The sequence below is a fragment of the Nocardiopsis sp. TRM 82005 genome, from assembly GCF_056312425.1.
Window position 1 is genome coordinate 1 of record NZ_JBWDTQ010000037.1, and the last position, 13485, is coordinate 13485.

Sequence of the window (13485 nt, forward strand, 5' to 3'; positions counted from 1 at the left end):
GTCAGCGTGGACTTGCCGGCGTCGGGGTGGGAGATGACCGCGAACGTGCGCCGCCGCGACGCCTCACGGGCGACCTCGGCCGCCACCTTCTCCGGAACCGCCGTCGTCGTCACTGCGTCCTCCGGGTGTCTCAGGTACTGATGTGCTGCCGGGACCGCTGCTCGCGCAGCCGTCCGGCGAATTCCTCGGCCATCGCCAGCTGGTCGCGCAGGGCCTGGCAGCGGGCGGCGATGGCCGCCTCGAAGGCGTCCAACCGCTCGCTCAGCGACGCCCGCTCCTCCGAGCCGGTGTCGGCCTCGCCCAGCCGGTCCAGCGCGGCCAGGAGCTCGCGGGTCTCCTCCAGGCTGAACTCCAGGGGTTTCATCCGCTTGACCAGGTTCAGCCGGTCCACGTCCGCCTCGGTGTAGAGGCGAAAGCCCCCACGGGACCGGGCCGAGGGTTCGGCCAGGCCGACCTCGCCGTAGTAGCGGATCGTGCGCAGGGACAGACTGGTGCGCTCGGCGACCTCGCCGATCTGCATGTGGTCCGCTCCGGGCATCGCGGCACCCCTTTTCGTCAACTCTACTCTAACGTTAGGTTCGTTTGGGTGGGATCGGCCATTTGAGGCGCCGGGTTAGTGCGCCCGTAAGCACAGGAGGGCTTCCATGCCGCGTCAGATGACCTGTCCGGGGTGCGGGGAGGAAGAGGAGTTCACCGGCGAGCGCGCGGAGTCCGGGATCCGTATCCGCTGCGACTCCTGCGGAGTGCGCTGGGCCCGGGACACCCCCTACACCTGTGCGACCTGCCAGGGCCAGGACATCCACATGAGGCCGCAGGCGCTGACGCGGTACTCCCGGGGCACCCGGCTCTCCATCGTCTCCCTGCACTACATCCCGCTGTGCGCGGAGTGCGACGCCGGCATACTCGCCCGGGCCAACCGGCAAAAACCCGTGCCCGGCCAGTACCAGCCCGCCGCGGCCCGCAGGCGTGAGGGCGGCGAAGAAGAGTCCGGGTCGCTGATCCTGCCCCGTTGAGACCAGATCTTGGTTTCTACCCTTACGTGACAGTAGAGTTTCTCCGCGACTGGCAGCGGCCTCCCCTGTGCTTTTCGGCCCTTCCCCCTCGTGGCCTGAGCACCGGGGAGCGCCGCACCATCCACACCACGACCCGACGACGGAGCAGCATGGCCCACTACCGCATCCTCCTCAAGGACGGCTCCCAGAGCACTCGGCAGGCGACGCGGACCCGTACTGACGCACACACCCTCTACCTGGAGGAACGTGCCGCCGGTTCCTGGCGTGAGGTCGCCGCGGTGCCGCTGGAGGACGTCGAGACCCTGCACCGGCGCTTCACCGAGAACGACGGTTCCTGGACCTGGATCAACGAGCCTCTGCCGGCCCCCGTCGGAGTGCGCGGCTGGCAGTGACCGCACCCTTCCGTGGGCGGACGCCGGACCAGGACGGGCTCGCGGGCGGTCGGGTGCCGCACATGGTCCTCGCCCGGTCGACGATGCCCGGATCCAGGCGTCCGCCGATGCGGTGCGGGGGAAGGTCTCGCGCACCGTGACATGAAAAACGCCGACCCGAAGGTCGGCGCCGGTCAGTGTGATGTGCCCCCTGCAGGATTCGAACCTGCGCACACGGCTCCGGAGGCCGTTGCTCTATCCCCTGAGCTAAGGGGGCTGGCTTGCGTGAACAACTGTAGCAGGGGCCCAGGGCCCTTCGTCCACTCGTCGTGGACGTGCCCGGCCCGGCCCGCCGATCCCCGCAATCCGGTGGTGCCGTGCCGCCTACCAGCGGTAGTGTCGCGCCCGTGAACGCCCTACCCACACGGGTTCTCGTCGTCGAGGACGACGACGTGATCCGGGAACTCATCCGCCTGAACCTCGAGCTGGAGGGGTTCGAGGTGTTCACAGCCGTGGACGGGCAGGACTGCCTCGACCGCGCCGCGCACATCGATCCCCACGTGGTCACCCTGGACGTGATGATGCCCCGCGTGGACGGGTGGACGGCCGCCGAACGCCTGCGTGCCGACGCCCGCACCCGCGACCGGCCGATCATCCTGGTCACCGCGCGCACACAGGACGAGGACCAGCGGCGCGGCGAACTCATCGGCGTCGACGCCTACCTCACCAAGCCCTTCGACCCCGACGTGCTCGTCGACGTCATCCGCGGCCTGGTCCACGGGGACGGGGAATGACCCCCAGAGAGCTGGAGACGGCTGTCCGCGAGGCCGCCGCGCGGGCGTTCGACCTGGACCCGGCCCGGATCCCGTTCGTGTGGCCCCGCAACGACCACGCGGGCGAGGGCGTCGACGCCGCCACAGCACTGCCGCTCCGCCTGGTCAGCGGGGTGGGGGGCCGGCTGTCCGTCCCCCGGGACGACCGTCGCGCGGTGGTCGCCACCCGGGTCGCCGACCGGCTCTCGGACATGCGCGACGAGGGCCTGGTGGACTTCGCCCGGGTGTTCGACGACCGCCGCGGCTTCCTCAACGTCGTCTTCACCTGCCAGCAGCGCGAGACCCTGCTCTCCGAGGCCGCCGACGGCCCCCGCTTCCTCACCGGACGGAACTGGGACGGCACGGGGGAGTGGCCGCTCTCCGCCCTGCACGAGGCCGGGCCGGTCGCCCAGGCCCGCAGGCTCGCCCGCGCCGACGCCCGCGCCCGCATCAACCTGGCCTTCGGACCGCAGGCACCGCCGCCGGGCCCCGGCGGTGAGGCCTCCTGGCGCGATCCCTACCTGGACGGCGGCCGTAGGGAACTGATCACGCCCGCCGCCCGCGTCCTCGGCGCCGTCGGCGAGGACAGCGCCCGCTTCGCCTTCTGCCGCTCGGTGCCCGAGCGGCCTCGCGACACCGAGACCACAGGTCGCGACCTGCCGGTGCTTCCCTCCGCCGAGTACCCCGGGGCCTGGGCCCGCCTGACCGACGCCAACCCCGCCTTCCGGCTGCGCTACGCCCACGCCCACGCGGTCAGCCTGCGCCGCTGGGCCGCTGAGGGCGCTCCACCGCACACGGCCTGCCCCGCGCACACCGTCCCCGTGCGCGGACTCCTCTTCGACGGCCCCAGTGTCCTGGACACGGCCGCACGCCGAGAGGAACCCCATATCCTGGTCCGATACCTGGAGGCGTTGACCAGTGCCTACGATGAATGGCGGACGTGTCCCGCGGCGGTCCCCGGACCCGCGGTGCGGACCGCCACGGACCCGGCCCTGCCGACCGCCGTCGCCGGAGTCCTCCGCGCCGGGCTCTTCCTGCTCGGAGTGTCAGCGCCCACAAGGCTGTGAGCACTCCGTGGCCTCCGTCCGGCGGCGCACCCAACCCTTCCGTCCCGATCGGTTCGATGGACAATAGGCGGAAGGGGTGCCGCCAACCCGCACAGCCGTACAGTCCCAGCCGAAAGCCCATCATGAGCCGCTACGCCCATCCCGCCGGTTCCCGCCACGCGGAGATCCTGCCGGAGGACAACCCACCGCTGCCGCCCGAGAACCTCAACGAGCTCGACCCCAGGGTGTGGCCCGCCACCGCGCGCCGCGCCGACGGCGAGCTCACCGTCGGCGGTGTCGGCGTGCGCGAACTCGCCGCCACCCACGGCACCCCCCTCTTCGTCATGGACGAGGAGGACTTCCGCGGCCGAGCACGCGACTACCGCACCGCCTTCTCCGACGCCGACGTCTACTACGCGGGCAAGGCCCTGCTGACCAAGGCCGTCGCCCGCTGGGTCGCGGAGGAGGGCCTCAAGCTGGACGTGTGCTCGGTAGGCGAGCTCGCCGTCGCCCTGGCCGCCGGGGTCCCCGCCGAGCGCATCGGCATGCATGGCAACAACAAGTCCGTCGCCGAACTGCGCCGCGCCGTCGAGGCGGGCGTGGGCCGCGTCATCATCGACTCCTTCGACGAGATCGAGCGCCTCGGGGCCATCGCCGCCGAGTTCGACGCCCGGCCCAAGGTCCTCGTGCGCGTCACCACCGGGGTGGAGGCGCACACCCACGAGTTCGTCGCCACCGCCCACGACGACCAGAAGTTCGGCTTCGCGCTGAGCACCGGAGCCGCAGCCGAGGCCGTCCGCCGCGTGCTCCAGGCCCAGCACCTGGACCTGGTCGGTCTGCACTCGCACATCGGTTCGCAGATCTTCGACACCTCCGGCTTCGAGGTCGCCGCCCGCCGTGTCACCCGGTTCCTCACCGGCGTCCACGAGGACCTGGGCGTCACCCTCGCCGAGCTCGACCTCGGTGGCGGACTGGGCATCGCCTACACCTCGGGCGACGACCCGCTCGACCCCAAGACCATCTCTGAGAGCCTCACCTCCATCGTGCGCCGCGAGTGCCAGGAGGCCGGCCTGCCCGTGCCCCGTATCGCGGTGGAGCCGGGCCGTGCCATCGCGGGTCCGGCCGGGATCACCGTCTACGAGGTCGGCACCATCAAGGACGTCGAGGGCATCCGCACCTACGTCAGCGTCGACGGCGGCATGAGCGACAACATCCGTACCGCCCTGTACGGCTCGGAGTACACCAGCCAGCTGGTCTCCCGGGAGAGCGGCGCCGAGCCCATGCTGTCCCGCCTGGTCGGCAAGCACTGCGAGAGCGGTGACATCATCGTGCACGACCTCTACCTGCCCGCCGACCTGCGGCCGGGCGACCTGGTGGCGGTCGCCGCCACCGGGGCCTACTGCTACTCCATGGCGAGCAACTACAACCACCTGCCCCGACCGGCCATGGTCGCGGTCCGAGACGGAAGCACCCGCGTCATCGTGCGTAGGGAGAGCGAGGAGGACCTGCTCCGCCTCGACGTCGGCTGAACAGTCCTCCACGGCGGCGCGGCCGCCCGAAGACAGGACACGAGAGAAGTGGGAGTCATGCCCAAATGGCGATGAAGGTGGCGCTGCTCGGATGCGGCGTGGTGGGTTCGGAAGTGGTCCGCCTGGTCAACGAGCAGTCCGAGGAGCTGGCCGCGCGGGTGGGCACGCCGATCGAGATCGGCGGTATCGCGGTGCGCCGCATCGACCGCGACCGCGGCGTCGATCCGGCGCTGTTGACCACCGATGCCACGGCCCTGGCCACGCGTCCCGACATCGACCTGGTGGTCGAGGTGATCGGCGGCATCGAACCGGCCCGCTCGTTGATCCTCGCCGCCGTCAAGGCGGGCAAGTCCGTGGTCACGGCCAACAAGGCCCTGCTCGCCGAGGACGGTCAAACCCTGCACACCGCGGCCCGCGACGCCGGGGTGGACCTGTACTACGAGGCCTCCGTGGCGGGGGCCATTCCGCTGCTGCGCCCCTTGCGCGACTCGCTCGCGGGGGACAGGGTCAACCGTGTCCTGGGCATCGTCAACGGCACCACCAACTACGTCCTCGACCGGATGGACTCCCAGGGCGCCGGGTTCACCGAGTCCCTGGAGGAGGCGCAGGCCCTCGGATACGCCGAGGCCGACCCCACCGCGGACGTGGAGGGCTTCGACGCCGCCGCCAAGGCCGCCATCCTGGCCCGGCTGGCCTTCCACACCCAGCGTGTGACCGCCGCCGACGTGCATCGGGAGGGCATCACCGGTGTGTCCGCGGGTGATATCGCCAGCGCACGCGCCATGGGATGCGTGGTCAAACTCCTGGCCATCTGTCAGCGCTCGCAGGACGGCCGCTCGGTGGGTGTGCGCGTCCACCCTGTGATGCTGCCGGTCGAGCACCCGCTGGCCAGCGTCAAAGAGGCCTACAACGCGGTGTTCGTGGAGGCCGAGTCCGCGGGCCGCCTGATGTTCTACGGCGCGGGCGCCGGCGGCACCCCCACGGCCAGCGCGATCCTGGGCGACCTCGTGGCGGTGGCGCGCAACCGCCTCGTCGGCACCTCGGTGGCCGAAGGCGGCCACGACACCGGGCTGCCGGTGCACGACATGGGCCAGACCATCACCAGCTACCACGTGTCGCTGGACGTGGCCGACCGCCCCGGTGTGCTGTCCAAGGTCGCGGAGATCTTCGCCGACCACGGGGTGTCCATCAGAAACGTGCGTCAGGAGGGCAGCGGCGACGACGCCCAGCTGGTGCTGGTCAGCCACCCCGCCCCCGACGCCGCGCTCAGTGCCACGGTCGAGGTCCTGCACACGCACGACATGGTGCGTGAGGTGGCCAGTGTGATGCGCGTGGAGTCCTTCGCCGACTGACGATCCTGCCCGGGCAGGGCTCGGGAGCGGCCGCGTACTGACCGTACGGACACCCGTACGGTCAGTACGCCATGCCCAAGTATTCCGCATAGTGAGACATGGGCGACCGCGATTCGAGATACTCTTGTCGGGGTCATAGACTCGTAGCTGGTGGGGGCGACGGGCGCGCCGCAGTGCCGCTCGAACGACCCACCGCTTCCATCGCGCGTCAAGCGAAGCCGCATCCACCCGAAAGGGACAAAGTCGTGAGCATGGCACGGGCGTGGCGAGGCATCGTCGAGGAGTACCGCGACCGCCTTCCCGTCAACGAGAGCACCCCCGTTGTCACCCTCCAGGAGGGCGGCACGCCCCTGCTGCCCGCCACGCGCGTATCCGAGCTCACGGGCTGCGAGGTCTTCCTCAAGGTCGAGGGGCTCAACCCCACCGGTTCCTTCAAGGACCGCGGGATGACCATGGCCATCACCAAGGCGGCCGAGGACGGCGCCAAGGCGGTCATCTGCGCCTCCACCGGCAACACCAGCGCCAGCGCCGCCGCCTACGCCATCCGTGCGGGCATGACCTGCGCCGTGCTGGTGCCGCAGGGCAAGATCGCCATGGGCAAGCTCGCCCAGGCCCTCGTCCACGGCGCCCGTCTCCTGCAAGTGGACGGCAACTTCGACGACTGCCTCGAACTGGCCCGCAAGCTCAGCGTCGACTACCCGGTCGCCCTGGTGAACTCGGTCAACCCCTACCGCCTCCAGGGCCAGAAGACCGCCGCCTTCGAGATCGTCGACGCCCTCGGCGACGCCCCTGATGTTCACTGCATCCCCGTGGGCAACGCCGGCAACATCACCGCGTACTGGATGGGCTATACCGAGTACGCCAGGGACAAGGTCTCCACGCGCAGCCCCCGCATGCTCGGCTTCCAGGCCAGTGGCGCCTCGCCCATCGTCAACGGTGAGCCCGTCATCAGCCCGAGCACCATCGCCACCGCGATCCGCATCGGCAACCCGGCCTCCTGGAAGCTCGCCGAGCAGGCGCGCGACGAGTCCGGCGGCCTCATCGACAAGGTCACCGACCGCCAGATCATGGCTGCCTACAAGCTCCTCGCCGCCGAGGAGGGCGTGTTCGTGGAGCTGGCCTCAGCCGCCAGCGTGGCCGGCCTGCTACAGGCCGCGGAGGCGGGACAGGTCGAGCGCGGCAGCCGCGTGGTGTGCACTGTCACGGGCAACGGCCTCAAGGACCCCGACTGGGCGCTGGCCGGGGCCTCCTCCGCCACCACGGTGCCGGTGGACGCCCTCGCCGCGGCCAAGGCCCTCGACCTCGCCTGACCCAAAGCGCCCGACCCGGGGGGTGTCCACCTGTTTCTGCGTGCTCAACCCCAGGGATGCCCGAACACAAGACGGCTGCGGCCGCAGGCCGACCGTTGAGGGTGATGGAGGGCGACGGGCGGGCGAAGCGGAGCGGAGCCCCGAAGAAGACACGGAAAGAGCCCATCGTGACCCCACCACGCCCCGACCGGGTGTCCGTCCGCGCTCCAGCCACCAGCGCCAACCTCGGCCCGGGCTTCGACGCCCTGGGCCTGGCCCTGCGGCTGTACAACGAGTTCGAGATCCGTCCGCGCGACGACGGCGAGCTTCGCGTCCGCGTCGAGGGGGAGGATGCCGGGGAAGTGCCGCTCGACGGGCGCCACCTCGTCGTGCGCGCCATGCGCGAGACCTTCGAACGGGCCGGTGAGAGACTGCCCGGACTTGATCTGGCCTGTGTCAACGGCGTTCCGCACGCCCGTGGACTCGGTTCCTCCTCCTCCGCGATCGTCGGCGGCGTGGCCGCCGCGAGCGCCCTGCTGGGGCGCACCGCGCCCGACGGCGGGCCGGACCGCGACGGCATCTACCGGATCGCCGCGGACATCGAGGGCCATCCCGACAACGTGGCCCCCTGCGTCTACGGCGGGTACACGGTCGCCTACCGCGACGGCGACGGCTGGGGCGCGGTGTCCCTGGCCCCCGACACGCGGATCCTGCCGGTGCTGTGCGTCCCCTCCTGGCGGCTGTCCACCGAGCGGGCCCGCGGTCTGCTTCCAGAGGAGGTCCCGCACGCTGACGCCGCGTTCAACTCCGGGCGCGCCGCGCTGATGACCGCGGCCGTTTGTGGCCACCCGCAGGCCCTGTACGCGGCCACCGAGGATCGGCTACACGAGTCCTACAGGGCGCCCGCCATGCCGCGCACCCTCGATCTCATTCGTGACCTGCGGCGACACGGGCAGTTGCCCGCCGTGATCTCCGGAGCGGGGCCCACGGTGCTGGTGCTGTGCTCCGCGAGCGCGGGGGAGGCGCACGTGAATTCACCGGAAATCAGCCCTCAGATTGATTTGATCCGTGAGAGGGCGGGTAAGAATTGGTGCGTACGCCCCCTGCCCGTTGAGCCGGCTGGGGTGCGGTCCCCATCTCCCCATTCGTAGCACCTGTGTTGAGGAATAGCCGTGGCCGCTGGTGATGTTAGGCTAGGTGAAGCACCAGATGCCCCGTTGCGGGGTGAGTGCTCATCCGCCACAGCGGCCTTCGCATCTCATACTCCGATGGTTCCGTATCACGGTCACTCGGAAGCGGCGGCCGACGTGTCGAGTCAGCGGTTCTACCGCGACTGTGCCAACGTCATCGCAACCCGCTCTTCCTCGGATGAGCGCGTATCCACGATTGACGGGCAACACCACCGAGCCATCTGCCCCGACGTCTGGCTGTACCCAGAGCCCGCCGCGATTGGGTAGGTAGGGGACCGTTTATCACACCGGTTTCCGACATCCACGTGGGGCACGCCCTACCCGGCCCTGCCGGTTCGCACCACCGGGCCGGCCGCTCCAGCACCCGCTGACGGCCGAAGCCCGCTCCTTGGGAAGGACCCTTAGTGAGCGACACCACCGAACTCCGAACGGACGCGGCGGTCGACAGCAAAACCACCACCGGCGCCTCCGAAGCGGAGGCTGGCGATGCCGCGCCGACAGGTGCGTCGTCGCGGTCCCGCGCGGCGTCGCGCGGCGGTACCGGGCTTGCGGCTCTGAAGCTCCCCGAGCTCCAGAAGCTCGCGTCGAGCCTGGGTATTACCGGCACGGGGCGCATGCGCAAGAGCGACGTCATCGCTGCGATCGAGGCCAAGCAGGGCGGCCCCGTCAGCGGTCCGTCGAAGGCCAAATCCGCAAAGAATGCCGAGACGGCGCCCAAGGCCGGTAAGGTCGGGGAAACCGACGGCCAGACCGAGGCCCAGGTCCCCGACACTTCGAGCACGAACGAAGCCCCGCGCAAGCGTGCGGCCGGGCCGCCGTCGGACCAGGCCGTCACTGACACCCAGGGTGGGCGGGGCGACAAGCCGTCCCGCGGTCGACGTTCGTCCCGCAAGCGCGGTGACGAGTCCGGAGACCAGCCCCGATCGGTGGACGGCGCCGACTCCTCTACCTCCGCGAGCAGCGTGACCAAGACATCCAGCACCCCCCAGAAGAACGGCCCCGACTCCGCCGAGGACCGTGACACCAGGTCCGGGCAGGGTCGCGAGCGCCAGCGCAATCGCCGTAACCGCAACCGAGGCGGCGACGACCAGAACAACGGCGGCAACGCCCAGCAGGGCGGAGGCGGCCAGAACCAGGGCCGGGGCGGCGGAGGTGATGACGACGACTTCGGCGGCGGACGCCGTCGCGGACGCCGTCGGGACCGCCGGGACCGTCGCGGACGCGGTGGGGGCCAGGAGTCCGAACCGGTGATCGGCGAGGACGACGTCCTGCTGCCGGTCGCGGGCATCCTCGACATCCTGGACAACTACGCCTTCGTGCGTACCACCGGCTACCTTCCCGGGCAGAGCGACGTCTACGTCTCTCTGGCCCAGGTGCGCAAGCACGGCCTGCGCAAGGGCGACCACATCATCGGTGCGGTCCGCCAGCCCAAGGAGGGCGAACGCAGGGAGAAGTTCAACGCCCTGGTGCGTCTGGACTCGGTCAACGGCATGTCGACCGACCAGTCCAAGAACCGCCAGGAGTTCTCCAAGCTGGTTCCGCTCTACCCGCAGGAGCGACTGCGCCTGGAGACTGAGCCGGGTGTGCTCAGCACGCGCATAATAGACCTGGTGGCACCCATCGGTAAGGGTCAGCGCGGGCTCATCGTCTCGCCGCCCAAGGCGGGCAAGACGATGGTGGTGCAGGCGATAGCCAACGCCATCACCCAGAACAACCCCGAGTGCTACCTGATGGTGGTCCTGGTCGATGAGCGGCCCGAGGAAGTCACCGACATGCAGCGCACGGTCAAGGGCGAGGTCATCCACTCGACCTTCGACCGGCCCGCCGAGGACCACACGGTCGTCGCCGACCTGGCCATCGAGCGAGCCAAGCGGCTCGTGGAGATGGGCATGGACGTCGTCGTCCTGCTGGACTCCATCACCCGTCTGGGCCGTGCCTACAACCTGGCCGCCCCGGCCAGCGGGCGCATCATGTCCGGTGGTGTGGACTCCACCGCCCTCTATCCGCCCAAGCGCTTCTTCGGCGCGGCCCGCAACATCGAGGGCGGCGGCTCGCTGACCATCCTGGCGACCGCGCTGGTGGAGACCGGCTCACGCGCCGACGAGGTGATCTTCGAGGAGTTCAAGGGCACCGGCAACATGGAGCTCAAGCTCAACCGGAGCCTGGCGGACAAGCGGATCTTCCCGGCGGTCGACGTGGACGCCTCCAGCACCCGCAAGGAAGAGATCCTCATGTCCCCGGAGGAGCTCAACATCGTCTGGAAGCTGCGTCGGGTGCTGCACGCACTGGACACCCAGCAGGCCATCGAGCTGCTCCTGGACAAGATGAAGGAGTCCAAGAGCAACGCCGAGTTCCTGCTCCAGATCCAGAAGACCACCGTGGGCCCCGAGCGCTAGACCGCTCGCCCACAGGCACGACAGGGCCCTCTTCCCGCATCGGGGAGAGGGCCCTGTCGTGTCCGGATCGCGCCCGGAGTGTCGGTATCCGAACTAATGCCGACTTCCTTTCGGATGGCGAAAGGATTTGCTCAAGACGCGAAAAAGATCACTGATGTGTTGCGGATCACAAAGGGGGATGTCCCCGCGGAGGAAAACGATTTAGGGTCGCGCCAGCCGAGTCCCCCATGCCAGGGAGCAGTCTGGATGGACAACCTCGCCGTACTCAGTCTCCTCGCGCTCGCCCCGATCATCCTCATCGGAGTCCTACTCGTCGGATTCCGTCTCCCGGCCATGTACGCGATGCCCGTCGGCTACGTCGTCGTGGTCGCCATCGCCGTCATGTTCTGGCAGACCGACTGGGTCGCCGTCGCGGCCTCCACGGTCCAGGGCCTCATCCTCGCCCTCGGCCTGCTCTACATCATCTTCGGCGCGCTGCTTCTGCTCTCGACCCTGACCAAGAGCGGCGCCATCGCCACCATCCGCTCCACCTTCACCGACATCACCCCCGACCGCCGCGTCCAGGCGATCATCATCGGCTGGCTGTTCGGCAGCTTCATCGAGGGCGCCTCCGGCTTCGGGACCCCCGCCGCAGTGGTGGCCCCGCTCCTGCTCGCCCTGGGCTTTCCCGCCATGGCCGCCGTCATGGTCGGCCTGGTCATCCAGAGCACCCCGGTCAGCTTCGGTGCGGTGGGCACGCCCATCCTCGTCGGAGTGTCCGGCGGTCTGGAGGGATCGCCCGAGGTCGCCGAACGCGCCTCCGTGCTCGGGCTCACCATGCCCGAGTTCGTCAGCCACATCGGGTTCCAGACCGTCGTGCTCCACGCGGTCTCGGGCACCCTCATCCCTCTGTTCATCTGCTGCATGTTGTGCGGTTTCTACGGTGGCGAGCGCCGCTTCTCCGACGGTCTGGGCGTGTGGAGGTTCGCGCTCTTCGCCGCCTTCGCCATGACCGTCCCCTCGGTCCTGTACAACTACTTCCTCGGCGTGGAGTTCACCAGTCTCCTGGGCGGCCTCACCGGCCTGGTCATCGTCGTCCTCGCCGCTCGCCGGGGCTTCCTCATGCCCAAGCGGACATGGGACTTTCCGCCCCGCGAGGACTGGTTGGCCCGATGGACCGGCAGGATCGCTCCCGGCAACGGGGAGACCCCGCCCGCCGACGGCCGCCGCGTCGGCTTCCTCGCCGCCTGGACGCCCTACCTCCTGGTCGCCGCGGTGCTGGTGGCCACCCGTACCGTCGAGCCCGTCAAGAACTGGCTGACCGGCATCAGCGTCGGAGCCAGCGACATCTTCGGCACTCCCGTCGCCCAGGCCGTGGAGCCCCTCTACTCGCCCGGTGCGACCTTCATCCTGGTCTGCCTGGTCACCTACGGCCTGCACCGCATGAGGCCACGCCAGATCGTCGAGTCCTGGAAGATGGCCGGATCGCAGCTGGCCGGAGCCGCCGTCGCGCTGCTCTTCGCCGTCCCACTGGTTCGGGTCTTCATCAACACCGGAGCCGAGTTCGGCGACACCGCCATGGAGAGCATGCCCCTCACACTGGCCGTCGGAGCCGCCGAACTGGGCGGGAGCGGCTGGCCGCTCTACGCCCCCTGGATCGGTGCGCTGGGCGCCTTCGTCGCGGGCTCCAACACCATCTCCAACCTGATGTTCTCCCTCTTCCAGTTCTCCACCGCCGAACACACCGGCATCGCGCCGGAGACCGTCGTGGCCACCCAGGCCGTCGGCGGCGCGGCCGGAAACATGATCACCGTGCACAACGTGGTCGCCGCCTCCGCGGTGGTCGGCCTGGTCGGCAGGGAGGGCGACCTCATCCGGCAGAGCATCCTGCCCATGGCCTACTACGTGCTCCTGGCCGGTTCGGTCAGCTACGTGTTCGTCTACGGCCTCGGGCCCAACGCCGGAACCGTGATGCTCGTCCTCGTCCTCGCCGCGCTGGCCGGACTCGTCCTCCTCATGCGCGGGGCCGACGCGAACAAGCCCCCCTCACGCGGGTTCCACGGCACCGGGGAGACAGGGAAGGAATAGCCACTGGTCCCGGCATCGTTGTGGGTCTGGCAAACTGGTAGCGGAGAGCGGCCTGTCCCTGCCTCGGCGGGACTCGCCGCCCCGTTACCTGGATCGCCGCGGCACCGGTTCGCGCATGACCCACGACGACTGTCCCACCCCCGGGTGGCGCGGCTTGTCATGCGTCCGGCGGCCGCGCCCCTGATGAGGAGACACACATGAAGGCCGACATCCACCCCGAGTACGTCGCGACCGAGGTGACCTGCACCTGCGGTGCCCATTTCATCACCCGCAGCACCGTCGCCGAGGGCAAGGTCCGCGCTGAGGTGTGCTCCGAGTGCCACCCGTTCTACACCGGCAAGCAGAAGATCCTGGACACCGGTGGCCGGGTCGCCCGCTTCGAGAAGCGCTTCGGCAAGCGCAAGTAGCGCTGCCCGCTGT

Annotated in this window: 12 protein-coding genes and 1 tRNA gene; 11 read left to right on the top strand and 2 right to left on the bottom strand. The window is 69.9% G+C overall.

Going from position 1 to position 13485, the window contains the following annotated elements; genetic code table 11:
- Positions 1–130: 130 nt before the first annotated feature.
- Positions 131–538, bottom strand: a complete 408-nt coding sequence (locus tag AC0T5L_RS24800) for a MerR family transcriptional regulator (RefSeq protein WP_476167901.1) — start codon at positions 536–538, stop codon at positions 131–133.
- A gap of 106 nt (positions 539–644) precedes the next feature.
- Between AC0T5L_RS24800 and AC0T5L_RS24805 the strand changes: the two genes are divergently transcribed.
- Both AC0T5L_RS24805 and AC0T5L_RS24810 read left to right on the top strand, forming a co-directional pair.
- The gene (locus tag AC0T5L_RS24805) at positions 645–1013 is read left to right on the top strand and encodes a hypothetical protein (protein ID WP_476167902.1); all 369 of its coding nucleotides are present in this window, start codon (positions 645–647) and stop codon (positions 1011–1013) included.
- Positions 1014–1162: 149 nt separating this feature from the next.
- The gene (locus AC0T5L_RS24810) at positions 1163–1405 is read left to right on the top strand and encodes a hypothetical protein (RefSeq protein WP_476167903.1); all 243 of its coding nucleotides are present in this window, start codon (positions 1163–1165) and stop codon (positions 1403–1405) included.
- A gap of 184 nt (positions 1406–1589) precedes the next feature.
- Here AC0T5L_RS24810 and AC0T5L_RS24815 read toward each other — a convergent pair.
- Positions 1590–1661 (bottom strand) — tRNA-Arg (locus tag AC0T5L_RS24815).
- Between the two features lie 130 nt (positions 1662–1791).
- On the opposite strand from AC0T5L_RS24815, the gene AC0T5L_RS24820 reads away from it, so the two are divergent.
- The 9 genes from AC0T5L_RS24820 (at position 1792) to rpmE (ending at position 13472) form a co-directional block, all read left to right on the top strand.
- Positions 1792–2178 carry a response regulator gene (locus AC0T5L_RS24820; protein ID WP_476167904.1) on the top strand — a complete coding sequence of 129 codons (387 nt, stop codon included), beginning with the start codon at positions 1792–1794 and terminating at the stop codon, positions 2176–2178.
- A complete protein-coding gene (locus tag AC0T5L_RS24825) occupies positions 2175–3263 on the top strand; it encodes a DALR anticodon-binding domain-containing protein (protein WP_476167905.1) in 1089 nt (362 codons plus the stop codon). Before AC0T5L_RS24820 ends, AC0T5L_RS24825 begins: the two co-directional genes overlap by 4 nt.
- Positions 3264–3385: 122 nt before the next feature.
- Complete coding sequence (lysA, locus tag AC0T5L_RS24830) at positions 3386–4771, top strand: diaminopimelate decarboxylase (protein ID WP_476167906.1); 1386 nt, start codon at positions 3386–3388, stop codon at positions 4769–4771.
- Between the two features lie 65 nt (positions 4772–4836).
- Entirely contained in the window at positions 4837–6123 is a 1287-nt protein-coding gene (locus tag AC0T5L_RS24835; RefSeq protein ID WP_476167907.1) for a homoserine dehydrogenase, read from the top strand.
- Between the two features lie 251 nt (positions 6124–6374).
- Positions 6375–7433 carry a threonine synthase gene (gene thrC, locus AC0T5L_RS24840; RefSeq protein ID WP_476167908.1) on the top strand — a complete coding sequence of 353 codons (1059 nt, stop codon included), beginning with the start codon at positions 6375–6377 and terminating at the stop codon, positions 7431–7433.
- Positions 7434–7624: 191 nt separating this feature from the next.
- Positions 7625–8563, top strand: a complete 939-nt coding sequence (gene thrB, locus AC0T5L_RS24845) for a homoserine kinase (RefSeq protein WP_476167952.1) — start codon at positions 7625–7627, stop codon at positions 8561–8563.
- 443 nt (positions 8564–9006) lie between these two features.
- Entirely contained in the window at positions 9007–10998 is a 1992-nt protein-coding gene (rho, locus tag AC0T5L_RS24850) for a transcription termination factor Rho (RefSeq protein WP_476167909.1), read from the top strand.
- Positions 10999–11244: 246 nt separating this feature from the next.
- On the top strand, positions 11245–13065 hold the full coding sequence (locus AC0T5L_RS24855; protein WP_476167910.1) for an L-lactate permease: 1821 nt from the start codon (positions 11245–11247) through the stop codon (positions 13063–13065).
- A 197-nt stretch (positions 13066–13262) separates the two neighbouring features.
- On the top strand, positions 13263–13472 hold the full coding sequence (gene rpmE, locus AC0T5L_RS24860; RefSeq protein WP_476167911.1) for a 50S ribosomal protein L31: 210 nt from the start codon (positions 13263–13265) through the stop codon (positions 13470–13472).
- Positions 13473–13485 lie beyond the last annotated feature (13 nt).

Excerpts from the sequence above, each read along its gene's own strand:
- AC0T5L_RS24800 (WP_476167901.1), bottom strand. The coding sequence starts at position 538 with ATGCCCGGAGCGGACCACATGCAGATCGGCGAGGTCGCCGAGCGCACC.
- thrC (WP_476167908.1), top strand. The coding sequence starts at position 6,375 with ATGGCACGGGCGTGGCGAGGCATCGTCGAGGAGTACCGCGACCGCCTT.
- AC0T5L_RS24825 (WP_476167905.1), top strand. The coding sequence starts at position 2,175 with ATGACCCCCAGAGAGCTGGAGACGGCTGTCCGCGAGGCCGCCGCGCGG.
- AC0T5L_RS24810 (WP_476167903.1), top strand. The coding sequence starts at position 1,163 with ATGGCCCACTACCGCATCCTCCTCAAGGACGGCTCCCAGAGCACTCGG.
- AC0T5L_RS24835 (WP_476167907.1), top strand. The coding sequence starts at position 4,837 with ATGGCGATGAAGGTGGCGCTGCTCGGATGCGGCGTGGTGGGTTCGGAA.
- lysA (WP_476167906.1), top strand. The coding sequence starts at position 3,386 with ATGAGCCGCTACGCCCATCCCGCCGGTTCCCGCCACGCGGAGATCCTG.
- rpmE (WP_476167911.1), top strand. The coding sequence starts at position 13,263 with ATGAAGGCCGACATCCACCCCGAGTACGTCGCGACCGAGGTGACCTGC.
- AC0T5L_RS24855 (WP_476167910.1), top strand. The coding sequence starts at position 11,245 with ATGGACAACCTCGCCGTACTCAGTCTCCTCGCGCTCGCCCCGATCATC.
- AC0T5L_RS24805 (WP_476167902.1), top strand. The coding sequence starts at position 645 with ATGCCGCGTCAGATGACCTGTCCGGGGTGCGGGGAGGAAGAGGAGTTC.